The sequence below is a fragment of the Acinetobacter sp. 24-47-47 genome, assembly GCF_057737035.1.
On record NZ_CM173216.1, the window covers coordinates 130,177 to 152,120 of the forward strand.

General features: G+C 38.8%; 25 protein-coding genes. 16 read left to right on the top strand and 9 right to left on the bottom strand.

Features of this window, described 5'->3' with window-relative positions; all coding sequences use genetic code 11:
• The first annotated feature begins 15 nt into the window (after positions 1 to 15).
• Positions 16 to 2,196, top strand: a complete 2,181-nt coding sequence (locus tag AC1M9E_RS00575) for a LysM peptidoglycan-binding domain-containing protein (protein WP_481590694.1) — start codon at positions 16 to 18, stop codon at positions 2,194 to 2,196.
• 8 nt (positions 2,197 to 2,204) lie between these two features.
• Positions 2,205 to 3,104, top strand: a complete 900-nt coding sequence (locus AC1M9E_RS00580) for a hypothetical protein (RefSeq protein WP_481608097.1) — start codon at positions 2,205 to 2,207, stop codon at positions 3,102 to 3,104.
• Between the two features lie 37 nt (positions 3,105 to 3,141).
• Here AC1M9E_RS00580 and AC1M9E_RS00585 read toward each other — a convergent pair whose 3' ends face one another.
• Positions 3,142 to 4,062, bottom strand: a complete 921-nt coding sequence (locus AC1M9E_RS00585; protein WP_481608096.1) for a Dyp-type peroxidase — start codon at positions 4,060 to 4,062, stop codon at positions 3,142 to 3,144.
• Between the two features lie 160 nt (positions 4,063 to 4,222).
• Between AC1M9E_RS00585 and AC1M9E_RS00590 the strand changes: the two genes are divergently transcribed.
• Together AC1M9E_RS00590 and AC1M9E_RS00595 are read left to right on the top strand one after the other, a co-directional pair.
• The gene (locus tag AC1M9E_RS00590; RefSeq protein ID WP_481596429.1) at positions 4,223 to 4,843 is read left to right on the top strand and encodes a LysE family transporter; all 621 of its coding nucleotides are present in this window, start codon (positions 4,223 to 4,225) and stop codon (positions 4,841 to 4,843) included.
• A gap of 30 nt (positions 4,844 to 4,873) precedes the next feature.
• Positions 4,874 to 5,359: a hypothetical protein gene (locus AC1M9E_RS00595; RefSeq protein ID WP_481608095.1), complete on the top strand. Its 486-nt coding sequence runs from the start codon at positions 4,874 to 4,876 to the stop codon at positions 5,357 to 5,359.
• Positions 5,360 to 5,376: 17 nt separating this feature from the next.
• Here AC1M9E_RS00595 and znuB read toward each other — a convergent pair whose 3' ends face one another.
• Genes znuB through AC1M9E_RS00610 form a run of 3 tightly spaced genes read right to left on the bottom strand, consistent with a single transcriptional unit; the run spans position 5,377 to position 7,439 of the window.
• Positions 5,377 to 6,177 (bottom strand): zinc ABC transporter permease subunit ZnuB, encoded by an 801-nt coding sequence (gene znuB, locus AC1M9E_RS00600; protein ID WP_481608094.1) that lies wholly within the window; start codon positions 6,175 to 6,177, stop codon positions 5,377 to 5,379.
• Between the two features lie 3 nt (positions 6,178 to 6,180).
• Positions 6,181 to 6,969, bottom strand: a complete 789-nt coding sequence (gene znuC, locus AC1M9E_RS00605; RefSeq protein ID WP_035268168.1) for a zinc ABC transporter ATP-binding protein ZnuC — start codon at positions 6,967 to 6,969, stop codon at positions 6,181 to 6,183.
• Entirely contained in the window at positions 6,948 to 7,439 is a 492-nt protein-coding gene (locus tag AC1M9E_RS00610) for a transcriptional repressor (RefSeq protein ID WP_035268172.1), read from the bottom strand. The genes znuC and AC1M9E_RS00610 overlap by 22 nt, the downstream gene beginning before the upstream one ends.
• A 138-nt stretch (positions 7,440 to 7,577) precedes the next feature.
• Between AC1M9E_RS00610 and AC1M9E_RS00615 the strand changes: the two genes are divergently transcribed.
• The 10 genes from AC1M9E_RS00615 to AC1M9E_RS00660 all read left to right on the top strand — a co-directional run bounded on the left by AC1M9E_RS00615 (position 7,578) and on the right by AC1M9E_RS00660 (position 15,779).
• Complete coding sequence (locus tag AC1M9E_RS00615) at positions 7,578 to 8,420, top strand: metal ABC transporter solute-binding protein, Zn/Mn family (protein ID WP_092767888.1); 843 nt, start codon at positions 7,578 to 7,580, stop codon at positions 8,418 to 8,420.
• Positions 8,421 to 8,589: 169 nt separating this feature from the next.
• Positions 8,590 to 8,982, top strand: a complete 393-nt coding sequence (locus tag AC1M9E_RS00620) for an ATP synthase subunit I (protein ID WP_035268179.1) — start codon at positions 8,590 to 8,592, stop codon at positions 8,980 to 8,982.
• A gap of 111 nt (positions 8,983 to 9,093) precedes the next feature.
• Positions 9,094 to 9,969, top strand: a complete 876-nt coding sequence (atpB, locus tag AC1M9E_RS00625) for a F0F1 ATP synthase subunit A (protein WP_035268181.1) — start codon at positions 9,094 to 9,096, stop codon at positions 9,967 to 9,969.
• Between the two features lie 80 nt (positions 9,970 to 10,049).
• Positions 10,050 to 10,304, top strand: a complete 255-nt coding sequence (gene atpE / locus AC1M9E_RS00630; protein ID WP_035268188.1) for a F0F1 ATP synthase subunit C — start codon at positions 10,050 to 10,052, stop codon at positions 10,302 to 10,304.
• A gap of 38 nt (positions 10,305 to 10,342) precedes the next feature.
• Complete coding sequence (locus AC1M9E_RS00635) at positions 10,343 to 10,813, top strand: F0F1 ATP synthase subunit B (protein WP_035268191.1); 471 nt, start codon at positions 10,343 to 10,345, stop codon at positions 10,811 to 10,813.
• An 11-nt stretch (positions 10,814 to 10,824) separates the two neighbouring features.
• A complete protein-coding gene (locus tag AC1M9E_RS00640; protein WP_035268194.1) occupies positions 10,825 to 11,361 on the top strand; it encodes a F0F1 ATP synthase subunit delta in 537 nt (178 codons plus the stop codon).
• A gap of 47 nt (positions 11,362 to 11,408) precedes the next feature.
• On the top strand, positions 11,409 to 12,953 hold the full coding sequence (atpA, locus tag AC1M9E_RS00645; RefSeq protein ID WP_035268197.1) for a F0F1 ATP synthase subunit alpha: 1,545 nt from the start codon (positions 11,409 to 11,411) through the stop codon (positions 12,951 to 12,953).
• Positions 12,954 to 13,042: 89 nt separating this feature from the next.
• Entirely contained in the window at positions 13,043 to 13,912 is an 870-nt protein-coding gene (atpG, locus tag AC1M9E_RS00650) for a F0F1 ATP synthase subunit gamma (protein WP_035268202.1), read from the top strand.
• A 26-nt stretch (positions 13,913 to 13,938) separates the two neighbouring features.
• On the top strand, positions 13,939 to 15,333 hold the full coding sequence (gene atpD / locus AC1M9E_RS00655; protein WP_035268203.1) for a F0F1 ATP synthase subunit beta: 1,395 nt from the start codon (positions 13,939 to 13,941) through the stop codon (positions 15,331 to 15,333).
• Between the two features lie 26 nt (positions 15,334 to 15,359).
• Positions 15,360 to 15,779 carry a F0F1 ATP synthase subunit epsilon gene (locus tag AC1M9E_RS00660; RefSeq protein ID WP_035268205.1) on the top strand — a complete coding sequence of 140 codons (420 nt, stop codon included), beginning with the start codon at positions 15,360 to 15,362 and terminating at the stop codon, positions 15,777 to 15,779.
• 51 nt (positions 15,780 to 15,830) lie between these two features.
• Here the strand turns inward: AC1M9E_RS00660 and AC1M9E_RS00665 are convergent, their stop codons facing one another.
• Positions 15,831 to 16,565, bottom strand: coding sequence for a hypothetical protein (locus AC1M9E_RS00665; protein WP_488224927.1), 735 nt, complete (start codon positions 16,563 to 16,565; stop codon positions 15,831 to 15,833).
• 448 nt (positions 16,566 to 17,013) lie between these two features.
• On the opposite strand from AC1M9E_RS00665, the gene AC1M9E_RS00670 reads away from it, so the two are divergent.
• A complete protein-coding gene (locus AC1M9E_RS00670) occupies positions 17,014 to 18,381 on the top strand; it encodes an NAD-dependent succinate-semialdehyde dehydrogenase (RefSeq protein WP_481597759.1) in 1,368 nt (455 codons plus the stop codon).
• Between the two features lie 35 nt (positions 18,382 to 18,416).
• Here the strand turns inward: AC1M9E_RS00670 and AC1M9E_RS00675 are convergent, their stop codons facing one another.
• Positions 18,417 to 18,863 (bottom strand): AAA family ATPase, encoded by a 447-nt coding sequence (locus AC1M9E_RS00675; protein WP_488224928.1) that lies wholly within the window; start codon positions 18,861 to 18,863, stop codon positions 18,417 to 18,419.
• Positions 18,864 to 18,956: 93 nt separating this feature from the next.
• Here AC1M9E_RS00675 and AC1M9E_RS00680 point away from each other — a divergent pair, with 93 nt between their 5' ends.
• Positions 18,957 to 19,406 (top strand): hypothetical protein, encoded by a 450-nt coding sequence (locus AC1M9E_RS00680; RefSeq protein ID WP_488224929.1) that lies wholly within the window; start codon positions 18,957 to 18,959, stop codon positions 19,404 to 19,406.
• A 6-nt stretch (positions 19,407 to 19,412) separates the two neighbouring features.
• On the opposite strand, the gene AC1M9E_RS00685 is transcribed toward AC1M9E_RS00680, so the two are convergent.
• The 3 genes from AC1M9E_RS00685 to AC1M9E_RS00695 all read right to left on the bottom strand — a co-directional run bounded on the left by AC1M9E_RS00685 (position 19,413) and on the right by AC1M9E_RS00695 (position 21,837).
• Positions 19,413 to 20,426, bottom strand: a complete 1,014-nt coding sequence (locus tag AC1M9E_RS00685; RefSeq protein WP_488224930.1) for a pirin family protein — start codon at positions 20,424 to 20,426, stop codon at positions 19,413 to 19,415.
• An 89-nt stretch (positions 20,427 to 20,515) separates the two neighbouring features.
• Positions 20,516 to 21,100, bottom strand: a complete 585-nt coding sequence (locus AC1M9E_RS00690) for a hypothetical protein (protein ID WP_488224931.1) — start codon at positions 21,098 to 21,100, stop codon at positions 20,516 to 20,518.
• A gap of 194 nt (positions 21,101 to 21,294) precedes the next feature.
• Positions 21,295 to 21,837, bottom strand: coding sequence for a glutathione peroxidase (locus tag AC1M9E_RS00695; RefSeq protein ID WP_481590704.1), 543 nt, complete (start codon positions 21,835 to 21,837; stop codon positions 21,295 to 21,297).
• Positions 21,838 to 21,944: the final 107 nt, after the last annotated feature.

Sequence of the window (21,944 nt, forward strand, 5' to 3'; positions counted from 1 at the left end):
TATACGGTCTAAGCTATGACAAACTCTAGGAAATCATTAGTAACTATTAAACTAGTAGATATATTTGGGAATCCTATTTCTAAAGTTCAATATCAGGTTAAAAATACAAAAACAGGTCAACTAATAGCTGCGGGAGCAACAAATTCGGCTGGTTGTATTGTTGAGATTAGTAGAGATAAAGGCACTAGCTTAGATGTATATATCAAAAGTATGTTTAATGGAATGATGCTGAATGTTAAAAGTTTTGTGATGTCAAAAGATCGTATGCTGGTCACTATCGCAAGTCCCAAAGTGCTATTGGATTTGAAAACACTCAATAATCAAGGTGCTGCTGGTGTATATAGAAGAAAAACTCATGTAGTACGAAAAGGTGAGACGCTAACTGCAATTGCTAAAGCAAATGGAACTACTGTTAGAGCATTGGAAAGATTAAATCAGTTAAAGAATCCAGATAGACTAAATATTGGGCAAATTTTAAAGCTGCCTGTTAATATACCAGCTACAGGTGATAGGAGTATTCAAGATAAACCCAAACCCATAACGCAATCTAAACCTTCTCCAAAAAAGCAACAAACAAGCACATCGACTACCGAAAGAAACGACGGCTTTAGTGGCTTAACGAATGAGGCAAAAGAGTGGCTGAACAAAGTTTACGAAGATGGAAAGAAGGCTATTACTGAAACGGTAGATTCAGCTGTCAAAATTTTGACGGTAGAGGATAGAAGTCAAGAAAGTGGGACCCCAAAAACATCAGCCCCCAATATGTGTAAAACTGATCCTCAATGTATTTCAAGTGGAAAGAGTGAATTAATACAAGAAATCAATATTCGTTTAGCTGGTTTTGGCGGGGCTTTACCAAGCGATGAATTCACTGAGTTAACTGCCAAATGTATTAGACAATTCCAAAAAGATTATATGGGCGTTCCTGAAACGGGCAAAATTTGTGGAAGTGTTTTAGCGGCACTTGATAAGTTTTACTATGAATATCCAGTAAGTAGTTTTATGAACAAAGCTTCATGCCCATGTGGTAGTTGTTCGGGTTATGGTAATAATAGAAGAGGTATTAAATCTGGAAGTAATATTGCTAACGAATATCCTGGGTTACATAGATCACTTATCTGGATTGTGAAAGCTTTGAATTTCTATTTAAAAAATGAATTTAAAACTAAAAACTTAGAAATTGCTTATATTGAATCTGGATATAGGTGCATTGAAAATAATAAGAAAAAAAGCAGGACTAGTGTTAATCATATGGGTTTAGCACTAGATTTGCATATCAATAAAAACGGAGTTCGAACCCGTGATTTGGCGGATATGGAATTTATACGTAAGAATATTATGGCGGTAAAAATGGATGCCACTGAACGGAGAGCTAGCAATAAAATTTACTTAGAACCTAAAGTATTTAATGATGGTTCTTCAGGAGCACAAACATGGGTACATTTTGATATTACTAGGTTATCAAACATATATTTTGAAGATGAGTTTTTTAAAAAAACGGTAACTGAATTGAATGGTGGTTCAATAGTTGATATAGCAAAATCGCTAAACTTGAACTCATTATTAAGTTGTGCAGGTTTTACTGCAACTTCTACACAACTCTCTAAAATTACAGACAAAACTATTGATCAATTAGTGATTGAATTGGGCGATGCTATAGCAAGTGGTGAGGGGAGTTATGAAGCATGGAATGCGGGTGCACCTGAAAATAAAAGAGTAAAGTTTGGAAAAATGAATGATTTGCCTGGGACAATAACAGGAAAAACAATTAATCAGCTATTGGATGCTTCAACCAAATATACTTGGCAAGATGAACGACGCCGGTTTGCAACTGGGAAATATCAAACAATACCTTCAACATTATCTGCAGCAAAATCGAGAATGAATCTTACTGGTGATGAACTTTACGATGCAGATATGCAAGAAAGAGTATTTAAAGAGCATTTATTGAGAGGAAGATCTGCAATTTACAATCTAATTTCAAATGGAAGCTCCACAGTTGAAATGGCCATGATTGATGCCTCTAAAGAGTGGGCTTCAATTGCATTGCCTAAAGGTCACAAAAATAAATCTAATGTGGTTTCTGACGGTACAATAGGTTATCACGAATCAAATACTAACAGAGCAAATAGTCATTCAACTGCTAAGGTTAAAATGATATTTGAAGAAATTAAACAATACCACTCTGCCAAATAGGTTGAAAAATGAATATGTTTAAATATTTAATAACATTAATATCTGGATTTTTAATTACGAGTTGTACTTATTCAAAAGAGCAGAGTGAAGATTCCTACTCTACAGCAACAGTTTTAACAAAAAACAATGTTTCTAATTGTTTTATTGAGGAGATAAATGTAGATTTTTGTAGTGAAGACAAACTCAGAAAATATAATATACATATTAAAGATCAACCTAATTTTTTTCATAATAAAATTATTTTAGTGGATGATGGAAAAAGAGATATAGGTAAAGGAGAGAGAAGGCACATAAAAAATATTATTCTTCTTGATCCGAAAACTAATAAAGTTATACCGTTGCCACAGAGTTTAGGGAACTTCGTTGATGAAAGATTACAAGTAATTTTTGATGAAAAACCCCAAATTAGGTTTTCAAAAAATGATAATAAAATTTGTCTTTCGGGAACGACATTTGCAAAAAGCGACAATAATATTAATGTTGAAAATGACTGTTATATATTTGAAAAAAATAATTTTAAAAAGATGGAAGTAGAAAAAAATGAAAATAAAAAAAGTTATAAAACATCAATAATTTACAATTCAGATTTACATTTTAAATGTATTAATGATATTAAAGTTAAAGAATGTGAGAATTTAAATCTATTTTCAACGAGTATTTTATTCAAGAAGTATGACTTTATAAATATTAATGATGGACCAAGTGCAATATTGGAGAAAGATAATTTTAAGATTATTATTTCACCATTTGAGGATGAGAGTGGTCCAAACTTAAGAATCATGAAGGTTAACAATAATCAAATGGTAGAAGAAAAATATATCTACGCAAATAAAAAGGTTTTAATCGACAGCGATTTCAAAGTTGAATATTCTGAAGGATTAGGAAAAAAAACTTATAACTTTAAATAAAATTAAAGAAAGCCGACTTACGTCGGCTTTCTATTGTTTAATCTTCGAATACCTTTTCTAGCAACTCTTCACTTGGGGCGAAGTAATAAGCTCCATCTAAAGGCGCAACAAAGTGCAATAAACGATCATGAATACCATCGCCACTAGTTCCAAACATACGTGTCAGCATGCGATCAATACGGGTTAAATCTTTCGTATAAGCGATAAAATACAAACCTTGATCACCACGTCCATCCCCATATGGTAAAGAGTGGCGAAGAATTTCAAGCTCCTCACCTTCATCATCTTCAACAACGGTGCGAGCCACATGTGCATTGTCGGGTTTAACATCGTCATCAAGCTCAATGCTTTCGAGTTTGGTGCGCCCAATCACTTGCTCTTGTGCATCAACTTTAAGTTTTTTCCATTTATCTAAATCATGACGATAACGTTGAGCAAAAACGAATGAGCCATCAGTGAAAATTCCTGCATCTTCACCTAATAAAGCTGTTTCAGCACGATCATCTGGAAATTGAGGATTTTCGGTGCCATCAATAAAACCAGTTAAATCTCGACCATCAAAATTTCGGAAGCACACGCGCTCATCTAAAACCTCAACTAAATCCTGAATGCCTTCAAAAAAAGCTTGGCTTAAGGCAAAACAAATATCAGTGCGCTGTGCTGCGATATGGATTAAAACATCAGCAGGGACCACAGGCATTGTGAAAGAGCCTTGAATTGGTTCAAGCTGTTTAAAACCTTTTGGTTGGTGAGGGTAAAGTTGTGACCAAAGTTCTGGTCCAAAAGCCACCGCAGTTTTAATTTGAGCATGAGGATGTTGAGTAATTAAGCGATCACGAGTCGTAAAGAGATCTTCAAGTTTTTCTTTTAGTTGATCTATTGATAAATCTTTTAAACGCAAAGTGATAAAGCGAGCATGATCTGAAGGTAATGGTAAGATTACGGATTGGGAAGTCATTCATGGCTCCTGAAATTATAATATCCTAATTTTGCTGATCACATTGTGCCTGATCATCATAGTGCTGAACAGACAGACGTTTAAAAAAACATTCAAATTTTAAATCTTAAAAAAGTCGAATTGTCATATAATCTCATCAAAATAAATCTCCCAAATCGTTATGTCTTATCAAATGTGGTTTGCCTACATGCTTGCATGTTGGGTTATTAGTATTTCGCCTGGTGCAGGTGCTATTGCATCTATGTCTAGTGGTTTGAATTATGGATTCAAACGAGGCTATTGGAATGCAATTGGTCTGCAACTTGCACTTTTGGTTCAAATTGGAGTTGTCGCTGCGGGAGCAGGCGTACTTTTTGCTACGACTCCTTTGGCATTTTTGATCGTCAAATGGTTTGGGGTTGGGTATTTATTATATTTGGCATATTTACAGTGGAAAGCCCCAGTGCAGTCCATAGAAATTCAGTCTGATTTAAAGCAAAAGTCAGCGATGAAGCTAGTAATCAGCGGTTTCTTTGTCAATATGAGTAATCCAAAAGCAATTGTATTCTTATTGGCAGTATTGCCACAGTTTCTGGATCTTTCAAAGCCTCAATGGCCACAATACCTCATCATGGCTTGTACAATGATTGCTATTGATCTTATCGTTATGGCTGGATATACAAGTCTTGCAGCGAAGGTATTGCGTTTACTTAAATCACCTCGTCAACAAAAAGTCATGAATCGTACCTTTGCAGGTTTATTTGCAGGTGCGGCTTTTTTATTGAGTTTAGTGCATCAATAAGACACAATAAAATAACGAATGAGGGTTATTTTGTTGAAAATTAAAATATTAATTTTGACTATTCTGTTGGGGCTCGGCTTAATTTCAACTCCCTATATCTGGGCGTATTTTTATTTACAGCCTGAAAGTGTGTGGGAATGGATCAAGTTTGTGATGTGGGGCGCGGGTGTTGGCATATGCGCCACATTTGGTCTTACAGTGATTTTAACTTTGATCACCACCCTTATAAAAAAAATGATTGTGGATGATACTTCGCAATATAAGATGTTTTTCAAACAAATGGTTTATTTTATGTGGATCAATGTGGTCTTATTTATCACGGCTGCAATCGGTTTACTATTCGAATGGTTGCCTTTCTATATTGTTGAATATTGGTTTATGCCTCAGACCTTTTTTGGCTTTTGGCATGTGATATGGATAAAAGGCCTCATTAATTTATTGGTTATGGTGGTTTTTTTATTCTCTTGTTATATCTTTCTCTGTCTTCATAAATATTTTATAAAGAAGCAAGATTAATGAATAGCCCAAATAAATCAGGCTATTTTTTTAAATTTTTGAATGATAAAAATCACAGCAAATACGATTGCCATGGTTAATACAATGCTTAAACCTGTCGCAATATTTAAACCTGCACTCGACCATAAGCCCACAGTCACACCAACTTGAGCCACAATAAAAGACCATAGCACCATGCGTTTAGGTGAATGTGCTAAAAGTCTTGCGGTTAATGCAGGTATAACCAATAAAGCACCCATGAGTAATGAACCTACTGCACGTAACGCTAGTACTGTAAATAAGGCAAGAAGCAGCATAAAAATAAGGCGCTGCCATTTCGCATTCACACCTTCACTTACCGCAATATCAGGATCAATCGCAATTTGAATCTGAGATTGCCAACTTTTATAGAGCACAGAGAGTGCAATGACAATCACCACTGCAAATGTCGGTAAGTCGGACCAAGATATTGTTAAAAGATCGCCAAATAAATAACTCAGCAACTCAGGTCTTAGCGCAGGGAGGTGTTGGATGACCAATAGTCCTGAGCAAAGCAGCGTTGCTGAACATAACGCAAGTAATGCATCGTTGGGCAGGCGAGGATCATGCAATACCCAAAGGACTGCGACCAAGAGTAACGCGGTAAACGTAACCCCCATCCATAAGGGGAGGGTGAGTAAGCCAGCAATCGCCACACCCAAGAGAGTTCCATGCGCCATTGTGTCTGCAAAGAATGACATACGGCGCCATAACATAAGACAACCGAGCGGTGCAGTTAGAAACACTAATAATGTTCCCATAATCCATGCGGGTAATAGAAGTTGTAACCATTCCATCATGATCTAAGCTTCCGGTTCTGGATGAATATGGGGACGAGGATCGTGTTGACATGGCGTTGCTGTATCACCATGTGCACAATGATCGTGATGATGTTGGTAGAACACTCGATTAGTGCCGAAAATAGCTTGATACTCAGGGTCTTGTTGAATATTTTCAGGCAAACCGCTACAACATATATGTTTATTGAGGCATACCACACGCTGTGTACCTTGCATCACCCACTGCAAATCATGAGAGACGATTAAGATCGAGCAACCGTAGCGCTCAGGTAGACTTCGAACATAATCATAAAGTTCAGCTTCAGATTGAATATCTAAACCTTGCATCGGTTCATCGAGTACCAATAAGTTGGGTTGACGCAGTAGAGCGCGTGCTAAAAGTACACGCTGGCGTTCCCCACCAGACAGCTGTTGGACTTTCGAATCTTGTAATTTTATGATCCCAGTATCTCGAATAATTTCTTGTTTAATCGCAAGATCACACTTTTCTAAATCAAGTAAATCTTTCACTCGAAGTGGCAAGCTGTGGGATGGATTGAACTTTTGAGGGACGTAAGCAAGCTTTAAGGCTTTATGATGTTTAATTTGACCAGAATTGGCCTTCACAATTCCGAGAATCACTTTGATAAGCGTAGATTTACCCGCCCCATTGGGACCAATGAGGGTAATAATTTCTTTGTCATGAATCTGAAAGTCAACATTCTTTAAAATGTCTCTTTCATCAATTCGCACATTAATTTGCTGCAGTTCAATTAATGGCAATGCAGAACTTACTGAGAGCACTGCTGACATAATCCTGAAATCTCAATAATGCTATGTTGAGCCTGAAAATGATCAGAGGAAGCCAATTGATCAAGTTGTTGAATCAAACCAAGAGCTGAAGCCTCTTTCACTGTATTGCATTTAGAGCAAATGAGAAAAGCGGCTTGATGTCCAGCACGAGGATGGCAACATGGAATATAGGCATTAATTGAAGTTAAACGATGAATAAAACCTTTTTCGAGCAAAAAATCGAGGGTGCGGTAAACAGTTGGAGGTGCTGCTGGACGTTCAGCATTACCTTTTAATTTCGCCAACAAGTCATAAGCGCCCATAGGCCCTGAGGCCGTTAAAATTAACTCTAAAACTTCTTTGCGAAGCGGAGTCAATTTAGCGCCTGAAGCAGCGCAGCTTGCTTCAGCTTCTAATAAACGAGCTTCAACATTCGGGTGATCATGCACACCGTGTAAAGTATCATGATGTTCGTGTGAACATGCGCTCATGGACTGACCTCAAGACTTCGAAAAGGGAAGGGGATATCTCATAAATAGTATCATGAGACCTTGCAACTTACGAACAGCATAGGCATTTTTAACTGTTTGTTATATTATAACGTCAAAATTCGAGTGGTAATTAATTTCATGTTGCGTCTGCTAGCACTATGCTTTACAGCATTATTCACAACCTTGGCTTGGGCACAAGCACCCTTGGTGGTTTCGACACACCCAGTGTATTTGATTGCAAAAGAAATCACTCAAGGTATTGAAGAACCAAAATTGTTGCTAGAAAATCAAACAGGGCATGATGTTCATCTGACCCCTGCGCACCGTAAATTAATTCAAGATGCAGGATTGGTTATTTGGCTTGGTAAAGCGCATGAAGCACCATTAGAGAGTATTTTGGCGAAAAACTCTAAAGCAGTTGCCTTATTGAATACAGGAATATTGCAAACATTGCCGCTTAGAAATAGTCGAGGGGACGTAGTAAAAGGAACTGTCGATACTCATGTATGGTTAGAACCAAATAATGCAGTTCGTATTGGCTTTTTTATAGCGGCATTACGCTCACAACAACAACCTGAGTTTAAAGACAAGTATTGGAGTAATGCTAAACTTTTTGCACATGAGATGCTGAAAACTTCACAAAGTGTAAAACTCAATCATGGTGTTCAGCCGTATTGGTCATTACATGATGCATACCAATACTTGGAGCGTGCGCTGTTGCTAAAATTCGCTGGTGCGATGACAGAAGACCCACATATGGCACCTACAATTGCTCAAATCAAATATTTAAAAGACAATCGCCCACAGCAAAAGATGTGTCTTTTGGCTGAAACTGTAGCTAATAAAAATCAATATAAGTCTCTAGGTCATGTGAATTTTCTCGCAGTTGATGAGAGTTTTGCTAAACACCAGAATTTTATAACAGCATGGCAGACTCTAGCGATACAAGTACGTGCATGTGTAGAAAAAGCACAAAAGTGATGTAAAAACAGCCGATAATTGTATAAGTGCTCAGCAATAAACGATCTAAAAATACCAGACTTAGGTCGGGAAAAGATTGCATGTTCAGGGGTGTAACTCTATAATGCCTGCGATTAAAAATAATCATCAGCTAAACTTGTCAAGCATTATTGCTGTGAGTGGATAATAAATGAGCCGAACTAGTCGCTTGATTGACCGACGATTAGCGAAAGCTTTAGTCATCTTGCAAGCATGTATGATACCTGTTTCAGCCTTGATAGCGTGGGTCTTGAAAGACTCGACTGCGGCTTTGAGTGCAGCATTAGGTGCATTCGTATGTTGGCTAGCCAGTTGTTATTTTTCATGGCAGTCGTTCAGAGCTGCAGGTGCAAGAGCTTCGAAACAGGTTCTATCGAATATGTATCGGGGGTTGCTCGGTAAGTTTGGAATTGTGATTGTTGGCTTCATTTTGATTTTAATCAATGTGAAACCGTTGTCAGCGGTCGCATTGTTTTGTGGTTTCATACTCGTTCAGACCATGTCGTGGGTCGCACCTTTTTGGGCGTCGCGTCTATCAAAATGAGTTGAATTGCAACGAAAAATTGAAAAGTTTTTTAGATGTTTAACGAGATATCAAGCAGCACGCGATATTCGTTAACTCTAATTTGTATTTGACATTAACCAGGTGTGATTTATGGCTGCTGAAGAACATACCCTTACCTCGTCTGAGTATATTCAGCATCACTTAACGAACATGACCTATGGTAAAGCACCAGATGGTACGTGGAAGTTAGCTGAGACTGCTGAAGAAGCGAAAGAGATGGGGTTCACTGCTATTCACTTGGATTCTATGGGTTGGTCAATCGGCCTTGGCGTCATTTTCTGTTTGTTGTTCTGGTTAGTAGCGAAAGCTGCAAACTCTGGTGTTCCGACCAAGTTCCAGGCTGCAATTGAAATGATCGTTGAGTTTGTTGACTCAAGTGTTCGTGATACCTTTCATGGTAAATCACGTTTAATCGCGCCTCTAGCTCTTACCATCTTCGTGTGGATTTTCCTCATGAACTTGATGGACCTTATCCCTGTTGACTGGATTCCTTATACAGCTCAACACATAATTGGTGGGCTATTCGGTATCGACCCGCATCATGTTTACTTCAAGATCGTTCCATCTACTGACCCTAACGTAACCCTTGGTATGGCGTTATCAGTATTTGCGTTAACTATTTTCTATAGTATCCGTGAAAAAGGTCTTGTCGGTTTCGGTGCAGAATTTGCGCTTAACCCATTCAATCCAAGTAACCCATTTTTAAAAGCATTATTAATTCCAGTAAATATTCTTCTTGAATTAGTAACTTTTATCGCGCGTCCAATTTCATTGGCTCTCCGTTTGTTCGGTAACATGTATGCGGGTGAATTGATCTTCATTTTGATCGCATTATTACCGTTCTGGATTCAATGGGCGTTGTCTGTGCCTTGGGCAATCTTCCATATTCTTGTTATCACGTTACAAGCATTCATCTTCATGATGTTAACGATCGTGTATATGAGTATGGCTAGCGAGAAGCATTAATTAATATTTGCTCGACTACACTATGTAGTTGGGCTAAAGTTTTTTTGTTTGATTTAAACTCAACCTCTGAGGATTTTTTCATGGATTTAGTAGTTGGCTTATCTGCTGTTGCAGCTGCTCTTTTAATCGCGTTCGGTGCTTTGGGTACTGCGATCGGTTTTGGTCTTTTAGGTGGTCGCTTCCTTGAAGCTGTTGCTCGTCAACCAGAATTGGCTCCACAACTTCAAACTCGTATGTTCTTAATCGCGGGTCTTCTTGATGCTGTGCCTATGATCGGTGTTGGTATTGGTTTGTTCATTATCTTTGCAAATCCGTTCATCGGCCTAGTAGGTTAATTAGCTAAATTCCGAAATCAACTATTTGAGGAATAGCAATGAATATTAACTATACTCTGTTTGGTCAAGCGATTGCGTTTGCGATCTTTGTCGCATTCTGTATGAAATTCGTTTGGCCTCCACTAATCAATGCGATTAGTGAGCGTCAGCGTAAAATTGCTGATGGCTTAAATGCAGCTGAAAAGGCGAAAGCTGATCTTGCAGATGCGCAAGCTCAAGTTAAAGCTGAATTAGATGCAGCGAAAGCACAAGCGGCTCAATTGATCGAACAAGCGAACCGTCGTGCGGCTCAATTGGTTGAAGAAGCTCGTACTCAAGCATCTGCTGAAGGTGAGCGTATTCGTCAACAAGCGAAAGAAGCTGTTGACACAGAGATCAATGCTGCTCGTGAAGAATTACGTCAACAAGTTGCAGCTCTTGCTGTTGCTGGTGCAGAGAAAATTCTGAACCAACAAGTTGATGAAGCAGCTCACAATGCCATGCTTACTCAGCTGGCTGCTAAACTTTAAGCGAGGCGATTATGGCTGAACTCTTGACGTTAGCACGCCCGTACGCTAAAGCAGCATTTGCTTTCGCTTCTGAGCAAGGTGCAACTGACAATTGGTCAAATGTGTTACAAGTGCTTAGTGCTGCGGTGCAAGATGAAGCATTTTCCGCTTACTTGAGTCGCCCTGAGCTTACTCCTGTGGAGCAAGTAAGTTTATTTGCTAAGGTTTTAGGTGCAGATCAAACTGCTGAAGTGTCTAACTTTTTGACACTTTTGGCTGAAAATGATCGTTTAACTTTGTTACCTGAGATTGAAGCAGAGTACGAACTTCTTAAATCACAAAATAACAATGTGGTAGATGTTGTGATTGAATCTGCATTACCACTTTCTGCTGAACAAGAGCAATTACTTGCATCTGCGTTAGAGAAACGTTTCAACGCAGCTGTAAATGTTTCAGTAGAAGTTAACCCAGCGTTAATCGCGGGTGTTGTTATTCGTGCAGGCGACCAAGTGATAGATGATTCTGCGCTTAATAAGCTTGAAAAAATGCGGACTCGTCTTCTTGCATAATTGCGTAAAAAGAAGACTGAACTTAATAAAGATTGAGGTATAGCGCAATGCAACAACTGAATCCATCCGAGATCAGTGCGCTCATTAAACAGCGTATCGGCGATCTGGACACCAGCGCGACCGCTAAGAACGAAGGAACCATTGTTATGGTTTCCGACGGTATTGTGCGTATTCACGGCCTTGCTGATGCAATGTACGGTGAAATGATCGAATTCGACGGCGGCTTATACGGTATGGCACTGAACCTAGAACAGGATTCAGTGGGCGTCGTTGTTTTAGGTAACTACTTAAGCCTTCAAGAAGGTCAAAAAGCGCGTTGCACAGGTCGTGTATTAGAAGTTCCGGTTGGTCCAGAACTTTTAGGCCGTGTAGTAGATGCTTTGGGTAACCCAATTGATGGTAAAGGCCCAATTGATGCAAAATTATCTGATGCAGTTGAAAAAGTTGCACCAGGCGTAATTTGGCGTCAATCGGTAGATGAGCCTGTACAAACTGGTTATAAATCAGTTGATACAATGATTCCAGTTGGTCGTGGCCAACGTGAATTAATCATCGGTGACCGTCAAACTGGTAAAACAGCAATGGCGATCGATGCGATCATCGCACAGAAGAATTCTGGCATTAAATGTATCTACGTTGCAGTTGGTCAAAAACAATCAACTATCGCAAACGTTGTACGTAAGTTAGAAGAAACTGGCGCTATGGCGTATACGACTGTTGTAGCAGCAGCGGCAGCGGATCCAGCAGCAATGCTTTTCCTTGCTCCGTACTCTGGCTGTACAATGGGCGAATACTTCCGTGACCGCGGTGAAGATGCGTTAATCATTTATGATGACTTATCTAAACAAGCAGTTGCGTATCGTCAAATTTCATTGCTTTTACGCCGTCCACCAGGTCGTGAAGCTTACCCAGGTGACGTATTCTATCTTCATAGTCGTCTACTTGAACGTGCTTCTCGTGTATCTGCTGACTATGTTGAGAAATTCACTAACGGTGAAGTTAAAGGCCAAACTGGTTCATTAACTGCATTACCGATTATTGAAACTCAAGCGGGTGACGTATCTGCATTCGTACCAACGAACGTAATTTCGATTACTGATGGTCAGATCTTCTTAGAAACATCATTATTCAACGCAGGTATTCGTCCTGCTGTGAACGCGGGTATCTCTGTATCTCGTGTTGGTGGTTCTGCTCAAACTAAGATCATCAAAAAATTGTCTGGTGGTATTCGTACTGCTTTAGCACAATATCGTGAATTGGCTGCGTTTGCTCAGTTCGCTTCTGACCTTGATGAAGCAACTCGTAAGCAACTTGAGCATGGTCAACGTGTAACTGAATTAATGAAGCAAAAACAGTATGCTCCATATTCAATTGCTGACCAAGCTGTTTCTGTATATGCATCTAACGAAGGCTACATGGCTGACGTAGAAGTGAAGAAAATTGTAGACTTTGATGCTGCATTAATTTCTTACTTCCGTTCTGAACATGCTGCGTTAATGCAACAGATCGATGAAACTGGTGATTGGAACAAAGACATCGAAGCAGCATTCAAAGCTGGTATTGAAAGCTTTAAAGCGACTCAAACTTACTAATTTTCAAACTGTTGAAATTTAGTGTCGGTTTGGTTCACGGAATCAACCTTCGAGGGCTCGAAAGGGCCTTCGAATACTAGGTTAAGCGTATGGCAAATTTAAAAGAAATTCGCGCCAAAGTAGCTAGTATCAAAAGCACGCAGAAAATTACTCGCGCGATGCAGATGGTAGCAGCTTCTAAGATGCGTCGTGCGCAAGAGCGCATGGCTCAGGGCCGTCCGTATGCCGAAAATATGCACCGTGTAATTGCTCATTTAGTACAAGCGAACCCTGAATATAAACATCGTTATATGGTTGAACGCCCAGTTAAGCGCGTTGGCTATATCATCGTGTCATCAGATCGCGGTCTTGCTGGTGGTTTGAACATTAACTTGTTCAAGAAAGTGGTAAAACACGTTCAACAGCAACAAGAGCAGTCAATTGAAGTTCAATTTGCTTTGATTGGTCAAAAAGCGGTTTCGTTTTTTAAAAACTACGGCGGTAAAGTACTTGGTGCAACCACTCAAGTGGGTGACACTCCAAGTCTTGAACAGTTGTCTGGTTCTGTACAAGTCATGTTGGATGCATACGATAAAGGCGAATTAGATCGCATTTATTTAGTGTCTAACGGCTTTGTGAATGCCATGACTCAAAATCAAAAAATCGAACAACTTGTTCCTTTAGCAGCTGCTGAAGATGACAAGACTCTTAACCGCCAATACGGTTGGGATTATATCTATGAACCAGAAGCTGAAGAGCTTTTAAATGGTTTATTGGTTCGTTATATCGAGTCTGTGGTATACCAAGGTGTGATCGAAAACATCGCGTGTGAGCAATCTGCTCGTATGGTTGCAATGAAAGCTGCAACGGATAACGCGGGTGAATTGATCAAGAACCTACAACTTATTTATAACAAGCTGCGTCAAGCCGCGATTACTCAGGAAATTTCTGAGATCGTTGGTGGTGCCGCTGCCGTTTAACATTATTTTGAATTGAGGAGACAGCAATGAGTAGCGGTCGTATCATTCAGATCATCGGCGCGGTTATCGACGTCGAGTTTGAACGCAACAGTGTTCCTAAGATCTATGACGCTCTTCAGGTTGATGGCACTGAAACTACATTAGAAGTTCAGCAACAACTTGGTGACGGCGTTGTACGTACAATTGCGATGGGATCTACAGAAGGTCTTAAGCGTGGTTTGAACGTAACTAACACTAACGCTCCGATCTCTGTACCAGTTGGTCCAGCGACGCTTGGTCGTATCATGGACGTTCTTGGTCGTCCGATCGATGAAGCTGGTCCTGTTGCAACTGAAGAGCGTTTACCGATTCACCGTCAAGCGCCTTCTTATGCAGAACAAGCTGCTTCTACTGACCTTTTAGAAACTGGTATTAAAGTCATTGACTTACTTTGCCCGTTCGCGAAAGGTGGTAAAGTTGGTCTGTTCGGTGGTGCCGGTGTTGGTAAAACTGTAAACATGATGGAGTTGATCAACAACATCGCTAAAGCGCACTCAGGTTTATCTGTATTCGCTGGTGTTGGTGAGCGTACTCGTGAAGGTAACGACTTCTATCACGAGATGAAAGACTCTAACGTTCTTGACAAAGTAGCAATGGTTTACGGTCAGATGAACGAGCCACCAGGTAACCGTTTACGCGTAGCGTTAACTGGTCTTACTATGGCTGAGTATTTCCGTGATCAAAAAGACGAAAACGGTAAAGGCCGTGACGTATTATTGTTCGTAGACAACATCTACCGTTATACACTAGCAGGTACTGAAGTATCAGCACTTCTAGGTCGTATGCCATCTGCAGTAGGTTACCAACCGACACTTGCAGAAGAGATGGGTGTTCTTCAAGAACGTATTACTTCTACTAAGTCTGGTTCGATTACATCTATCCAAGCTGTATACGTACCTGCCGATGACTTAACGGATCCATCTCCAGCGACTACGTTCGCTCACTTGGATGCGACAGTTGTATTGAGCCGTGACATCGCTTCACAAGGTATTTACCCTGCGATCGATCCACTTGACTCTACTTCACGTCAATTAGATCCATTAGTTGTTGGTACTGAGCATTACGAAATCGCTCGTTCAGTTCAAAACGTTCTTCAACGTTATAAAGAATTGAAAGACATTATCGCAATTCTTGGTATGGACGAATTGTCAGAAGAAGACAAACTTACTGTATACCGTGCACGTAAGATTCAACGTTTCTTCTCTCAACCGTTCCACGTAGCAGAAGTGTTTACTGGTGCTCCTGGTAAACTTGTACCGCTTAAAGAAACTATTCGTGGCTTTAAAGGTCTTCTAGCTGGTGAATACGATCACATCCCAGAACAAGCGTTCTATATGGTTGGTGGTATTGACGAAGTTATTGCTAAAGCCGAGAAACTTTAATTAGCTACCTAATTTAGGAGGTTCTCATGGCGACTATGCAATGTGACGTTGTAAGTGTTAAAGAGTCTTTGTACTCAGGCACTGTAACTATGCTAATTGCTAAAGGTGCTGGTGGTGAGTTAGGTATTATGCCTGGCCATGCTCCACTAGTAACTTTACTTCAACCGGGCGCGATTCGCGTTCAGTTGGAGAATGGTACAGAAGAATTAATCTATGTATCTGGTGGTGTTCTTGAAGTTCAACCGCATGTTGTTACGGTTCTTGCAGATACTGCAGTCCGTGCAGAAAACTTAGATGAAGCTGCAATCGTTGAAGCACGTAAAAATGCTGAAACTTTGTTAGCAAATCAAAAGAGCGATTTGGACGCTGCTGCTGCTTTGGCTGCGCTTGCAGAAACAGCTGCACAGTTGGAAACCATCCGCAAAATCAAAAACCGCGCTCAATAAGAGACGGTTTGAGATTGAAAAACCACCCGAAAGGGTGGTTTTTTTATTGGTTTAATTTTTCCCATATCTGTTTTGATAAAAATTTTCGAAGAAAAAAACTAGGTCTTTTGATCTTCCATAGTGATTACCAGATCCATAAGTCGCAACTACATATAAAAACCCAAACCTTTCTAATTCAGATAATGAAAAATTACATTCTTCATTTTTAAGATGATAATTTTTATTATTCTTATTTTTTTCAGTCAATGTGTAAGCTTGATCTAACCCTTTTAATAAAAAAGATGTTAATTGAGGGATGATATGAGCATATCTTAAAAAATTCTCACGATTTATTTCTTTGACATCATATAGAAGAGCTAAGCGAGCAAGCATCTTAGATTGATGGACTAAATATGTTTTATCCAAAGCATTAAGTAACTCACCACCAATTTCTAAATTATTTTGATCTTTGAATATTTTTAATAAACTTCCTGGTTCTAGGTTTTCACCTTCTTTTATGAACTCCAAGATATTCTTTATTTTTTGCTCCTCGTTATAACTTCTAAAAAGTCGGTAAATCGCCATGCCTGATGAAGCTAAAGGGAATGCTTTGAGAATTTCTTGAAAAATAGTATCAGTTGTTTTTAGAACTGTATTATCAAAATAATTTTCCGCTGTTTCAGCTAAAGTTTTTATTTTATCTATGTAATTATTCCTTATTATTAATCTTGATAAATAGAAAACTCGCGATTCCCCGAAAATCTTTATCTTGAGGATCTCATCAAAACATTCATCTAAAGTTAGCACTTCAAGCTTCTTATAAGTTACTCGAACGCCTATTTTAAGAATATTGGCTTTACCAATACGATGGCTATTTCGCTGTAAAGTAGAGTTTAAATCCGTTTCAAAATAATAAGAAATTACTTCAAAACTGCTTTTTTTTAAGCAAGTTGAGTATAACCCTTACTTTCTACTTTGATCGATATTTTTGATTACAATCTTACTAGTCGAGGTAAGAGTAGAAGTGATGTACATCTACTTATAACTTTACCAAGCACTACGTAACGATTTGCACCAAACTGTAAACGATGCCCGAGTTGCATAAAAATAATGCTAAGTTGATTGATGTAAACAAAATTTTTGAGCACTTTGAGCTTATCTAAAGTTTGCACAGCTAACGCGCACTTCAATGAATACGTTTAAATCAATACATAGCATTGAACTGTAAATTTTTATTGGCATGAAGGGAAGAATTATGAGTTATCAATCCATTAACCCATTTACCAATACTGTATACAAAGAATATCCATCACACCAACAACAAGATATTGATCGTGCTTTGGATTCAGCCGAATCTATTCTTAAATCGGATTGGGTCAAAAATGTAGATGAGCGCGTAAAAGTTTTACAACGTTTGGCAGAATTATTTAGAGAAAAAAAGAGTGAATTAGCCAAGCTCATTACTTTAGATATGGGTAAGCTCATTGAGCAAAGTGAAGGTGAAATAGAATCTTGTGCTCAAATTGCTGAGTACTATGCAAAAAATACCGAACAATTTCTGAAATCAGTCCCCTATAAAACTGATTTAGGTGAAGCTTGGGTGGAACATCATCCATTAGGTATTATCATGGCTGTCGAACCATGGAATTTCCCATTTTATCAATTGGTCCGTGTATTTGCACCAAACTGTGGTATTGGAAATCCTGTATTGGCCAAACATGCAGGTATCGTTCCGCAATGTGCAGAAGCATTTGAAAAACTTGTGTTAGAGGCAGGAGCACCTAAAGGTGTTTGGACCAATCTATTTATCAATACCGATCAAGTCGCAGATATTATTGCAGACAAACGTGTACGCGGTGTTGCATTAACTGGTTCAGAAGGAGCAGGTAGTGCGGTCGCTGCGCAAGCAGGCAAACACATTAAAAAGTCTACGCTTGAATTGGGTGGGAATGATGTCTTTATTGTGTTGGATGATGCGGACTTAAATAAAGCGATTGAGATTGGTTGTAAAGCGCGTGTAAATAATACAGGGCAGGTGTGTACTGCAGCAAAACGATTTATTTTGCATAAAGACATCGCTGATCAGTTTAGAATGGGTTTGGTTGAAGCATTTAAAGCACTCAAAATTGGCGACCCATTAGACCGTAGTACCACATTGGGACCACTCTCATCGGAAAGTGCGCTTAAAAACTTGATTAAACAAGTGGATAAAGCAGTTCAGCAGGGTGCAACTTTGGTTATCGGTGGCAAAGCAATTGAACATGATGGTTATTTCTATGAGCCGACAATTTTAGAAAATATTAGTCGAGATAATGAAGCTTGGTACGAAGAATTCTTTGGGCCAGTTGCTCAGATTTATGTTGCGGAAAATGAGGATGAGATCGTTGAAATCGCCAATGACTCTAATTATGGTCTTGGAGGTGTCATTCACTCTCAAGACATAGAGCGTGCAAAAAAATTAGCTTCGAGAATTGAAACAGGAATGGTGTGGATCAATTGGTTAACGGATACTGCTCCAGAATTACCATTTGGTGGCATAAAGAATTCTGGTTATGGTCATGAACTGGCAGATTTAGGTTTTCATGAATTTGTACAAAAAAAATTAGTGGTGGTGAAACAATAGAGTCTTTGAAATAAAGCGATCCTCGGGTCGCTTTATTATTTGGAGTCTAAAATTAAATGGTGATATTCACCTGCACCTTTTATTTTAATATGATGTATTTCATCAAACCCTTCCTCAAAATCAGGTACTTCTAACTTCTTATATGTTGCTCGAACACCGACTTCAGGAATATTGGTTTTACCGCTTCGTTGACCATTGCGTTCTAGCGTACTTTTCAAATCTGTTTCAAAGTAATATGAAATCACTTCAAAGCCTGCTGATTTAGCACGTTGAATATAACGAGCACGGTCTGCTTTGGTTGGGTTGGTATTGTCGATCACCGTTTTGGTTTTAGAGGCTAGACATGCTTCAAAGATCATGTTTTCCCGATGGCGAGTTTTTAGCATGTCTAAGTTAATTCTCAAATGTGAATGTGCCAAATGTAAAAGATAGTAGCTTGATTTGCCTGAAGCTTGAACTCCAGTGAAGATGATCAGTTGCATGGTTCAATTACATTAAAAGTATAAAGCTGAATTAAATCATGGCTTAGACTTTGCTACAATTCAGGTATAAGTCTAATAAATCCAAATAAAATAATGTATCGTCAAAGTCTAATTATCGCGCTAAGCATATTCACCTTCAGTCAGCTCACCGCATGTCAAAATTATTATTTAAGTCAGCCCAATGAACCTACTGAAGCAGCCTTGGTTGCCAACTCGTATAAAAATGGTTTAAGTGCTGAAATCGAGTTAGATTATCTCAGCGTATTTCAAAATCTGAGACAAGCATATCGTCGATGTATCGGTTTCACACGTGATGATGACCTAGTCTTTACTGAAAATAAGCTCGAAGAGCATATTGAAATGGCAACCCTATTTGCTCGAACAGAACGTGGTGAATATGTTCATAAGGCAACTGTAGAAAAGTTATCACCTACATTGACAAGATTTACCTTGTATTTGCCTCAACGTTATCCTTTTCCCAATGCGCGTTTTGAACAGGATATTAAACGAGCATTGGGCAATGATGAATACTGTAATATTTAAACCTTGTTAAGCCCCATCTGAACTCATTTGTTCAGGATATTCCTTGCGTTTACCACCTTCATAGCTGGCAAAACGAGGTGTTTCACGTGAAAACGTTGGAGCATCGCTTGGCCAAGGCCAGTCACCAAAATGGGTCTCACGATATCGTTTGAATGCAACATCAAGTTCTTCTTTGCTGTTCAATACAAAAGGCCCTCGCATTGCAACTGGTGCACCAATAGGTTCACCTTCTAACCATAAGATTCTCGCTTCTTGATCACCTGCTTCAAGTTGAATTTCGGTGTCAGCTTTAAGCTCTACAAGATGTTTGAATTGAATGGTTGAATCAGCAATATTTAAAGTTGAACCCTGATAGAAGTAAGCAAATCGAGTGGAGGTCGCGGTGGTAGCTGGAATTTCAAGATGTGCGCCAGCTTCTAAAGTAATTAAGTATATATTCACTTTATTTTCTGCTGCAGCTGCCCAAGAATGTGGTGGGCGACTTAATGCATTTTGATTTTGATATTGTCCTGAAATAACTCGTACAACAATGCTGCGAGACTGGTGATCAGTCACTTTCACATGAGGAATTTGTTCACGCCAAAACATTTTATAATCAGCAGGTTGTTTTTTTTGTTCTGGAGATGAGTTAAACCAAATTTGAAATAATTCAAAAGGATTCTCTCGATCCTGATGAATTAACGGGAACATTTCACAGTGTTCAACACCATTTCCCGTACTTAGCCATTGCACATCGCCTGCAGCATATCGTCCACCATTACCCAAGGAATCAAAATGATCGACATAACCTTGTTCCACTAAAGTAATGGTTTCAAAACCCGTGTGTGGATGTTCGGGAAAGCCGGGAACAACACTACCATAATACATATTGAATTCTTGATTGATTGCAGGATGAACTGGTCCCATTTCAGCATTCCCGGCAGGGTAGTGATCAATATGATGAGCAGTAAAGATGAAAGGATCTTTTAAATCTAAACGAAAAGTAATAGGAGTTATATTATAGATGGGTGAGGTAGACATGCCGACTCCATGATATTTGAATTATTTAAGATCCAAATTAAAGACAAATCACTCACTCCACCATCTCTATTTTGTGAGAATAATGTATATCAATCTTCGGCTTGATTATTTTCTGTAGATGATCCGGACTGAGTCAAAAGCATACTGGCTAATTTCACCATTTCGCCTTGGATATTACCCATTTGCTTTTCTAAAGCTGCAAAATCGATGTTGTTTAAATTCACTTGGCCGTTTAGTAATGGTGAAGCTAATACATTTTGATTTGCCGTTAAAATATTAGAACGAATCTGGGAAATTTCTTGGCTTTTTAGGTCAAGTCCTGTCAATGCCTCATTAAATCCTAGTAATTGAGATTTCAAACTTTGCACTGACTGATCTAACTTTTGTGGATCTTTATTATTTACAGCTTGTTCTAAATCAGATTGTAGCTGTTGAATTTGCTCAATATATCCACCTGCTTTCAGCTGTACATCTGCCACATCACGTACAATATAAAACATATTACCTGACTTTAAGTCAGCTGGATCAGTGACTTGGACAGGAGAAGATTCTTCAACATTAGCTGCTGTTGATTCCTTTGCTTGATCGGGTTGTGGTTGCGGTTGACAGCCTAGCATTACGAGACCGAAACCAAATAATGCAAAAGGGGTAATAATGCTTTGAAATACTTTCATTAATAAAACCAAATCGTTAATCACTTCATTTCAAGATACGATACAAATATGAGTTAAATCTGAATATTTGCAAAGCAATAACAAAAATTTTAATGTGAAAGAGTAACTTATGATTTTGACAGATTAATGAAGATATTTATTGAATTGAATAAGAAATAATCAAGTGACAAGATCGTCACTTGATCTTGATGAGATTATTTCGCCAGTTCAGCATTAATTGCATCAACAATACGCGCATCATCTGCAGTGATGTCTGGTGCAAAACGAGCAACGACTTCCCCTGTTTTTGAAACTAAGAATTTCTCAAAATTCCATAATACTTCAGGGGGATTATTAGGCGTTAAACCATAATCAACCAGATCTTTCCACCAAGGCCCCTCACCAATACGCTCTGGAATGGCATTTGTTAAAGTTTCATATAGCGGATGTTTATTCTCCCCAACCACTGGAATTTTCGCAAAAAGAGGGAAGTCCACTTGATAATTCACTGAACAAAATTGTTCAATCTCTTCATTGCTTCCTGGTTCTTGTTCAAGAAAGTCATTGGAAGGAAAGCCAAGAATTTCGAATCCTTGTTGTTTTTTTTCACTATAAAGTTTTTGCAGACCTTCGTACTGTGGCGTAAGGCCGCATTTAGACGCTACATTCACGATCAATAATACTTTGCCTTCGTATTGTGATAAATCAACAGGCTGCCCCTGAATTGTATTTACTGGAATGTTATAAACTGAAGCCATTTCAATGTCCTAATCATAAAGTACTTAAAATATGTAGATTGAAAATACCATGGCATATTGATCTCACCAAGGTGTCTACAGTGAAAAAAAACAGGCCTGACGGCCTG

Coding starts and splice junctions, on each gene's coding strand:
- AC1M9E_RS00575 (WP_481590694.1), top strand. CDS start 16: ATGACAAACTCTAGGAAATCATTAGTAACTATTAAACTAGTAGATATA.
- AC1M9E_RS00580 (WP_481608097.1), top strand. CDS start 2,205: ATGAATATGTTTAAATATTTAATAACATTAATATCTGGATTTTTAATT.
- AC1M9E_RS00585 (WP_481608096.1), bottom strand. CDS start 4,062: ATGACTTCCCAATCCGTAATCTTACCATTACCTTCAGATCATGCTCGC.
- AC1M9E_RS00590 (WP_481596429.1), top strand. CDS start 4,223: ATGTCTTATCAAATGTGGTTTGCCTACATGCTTGCATGTTGGGTTATT.
- znuB (WP_481608094.1), bottom strand. CDS start 6,177: ATGATGGAATGGTTACAACTTCTATTACCCGCATGGATTATGGGAACA.
- znuC (WP_035268168.1), bottom strand. CDS start 6,969: ATGTCAGCAGTGCTCTCAGTAAGTTCTGCATTGCCATTAATTGAACTG.
- AC1M9E_RS00610 (WP_035268172.1), bottom strand. CDS start 7,439: ATGAGCGCATGTTCACACGAACATCATGATACTTTACACGGTGTGCAT.
- AC1M9E_RS00615 (WP_092767888.1), top strand. CDS start 7,578: ATGTTGCGTCTGCTAGCACTATGCTTTACAGCATTATTCACAACCTTG.
- AC1M9E_RS00620 (WP_035268179.1), top strand. CDS start 8,590: ATGAGCCGAACTAGTCGCTTGATTGACCGACGATTAGCGAAAGCTTTA.
- atpB (WP_035268181.1), top strand. CDS start 9,094: ATGGCTGCTGAAGAACATACCCTTACCTCGTCTGAGTATATTCAGCAT.
- atpE (WP_035268188.1), top strand. CDS start 10,050: ATGGATTTAGTAGTTGGCTTATCTGCTGTTGCAGCTGCTCTTTTAATC.
- AC1M9E_RS00635 (WP_035268191.1), top strand. CDS start 10,343: ATGAATATTAACTATACTCTGTTTGGTCAAGCGATTGCGTTTGCGATC.
- AC1M9E_RS00640 (WP_035268194.1), top strand. CDS start 10,825: ATGGCTGAACTCTTGACGTTAGCACGCCCGTACGCTAAAGCAGCATTT.
- atpA (WP_035268197.1), top strand. CDS start 11,409: ATGCAACAACTGAATCCATCCGAGATCAGTGCGCTCATTAAACAGCGT.
- atpG (WP_035268202.1), top strand. CDS start 13,043: ATGGCAAATTTAAAAGAAATTCGCGCCAAAGTAGCTAGTATCAAAAGC.
- atpD (WP_035268203.1), top strand. CDS start 13,939: ATGAGTAGCGGTCGTATCATTCAGATCATCGGCGCGGTTATCGACGTC.
- AC1M9E_RS00660 (WP_035268205.1), top strand. CDS start 15,360: ATGGCGACTATGCAATGTGACGTTGTAAGTGTTAAAGAGTCTTTGTAC.
- AC1M9E_RS00670 (WP_481597759.1), top strand. CDS start 17,014: ATGAGTTATCAATCCATTAACCCATTTACCAATACTGTATACAAAGAA.
- AC1M9E_RS00675 (WP_488224928.1), bottom strand. CDS start 18,863: ATGCAACTGATCATCTTCACTGGAGTTCAAGCTTCAGGCAAATCAAGC.
- AC1M9E_RS00680 (WP_488224929.1), top strand. CDS start 18,957: ATGTATCGTCAAAGTCTAATTATCGCGCTAAGCATATTCACCTTCAGT.
- AC1M9E_RS00685 (WP_488224930.1), bottom strand. CDS start 20,426: ATGTCTACCTCACCCATCTATAATATAACTCCTATTACTTTTCGTTTA.
- AC1M9E_RS00690 (WP_488224931.1), bottom strand. CDS start 21,100: ATGAAAGTATTTCAAAGCATTATTACCCCTTTTGCATTATTTGGTTTC.
- AC1M9E_RS00695 (WP_481590704.1), bottom strand. CDS start 21,837: ATGGCTTCAGTTTATAACATTCCAGTAAATACAATTCAGGGGCAGCCT.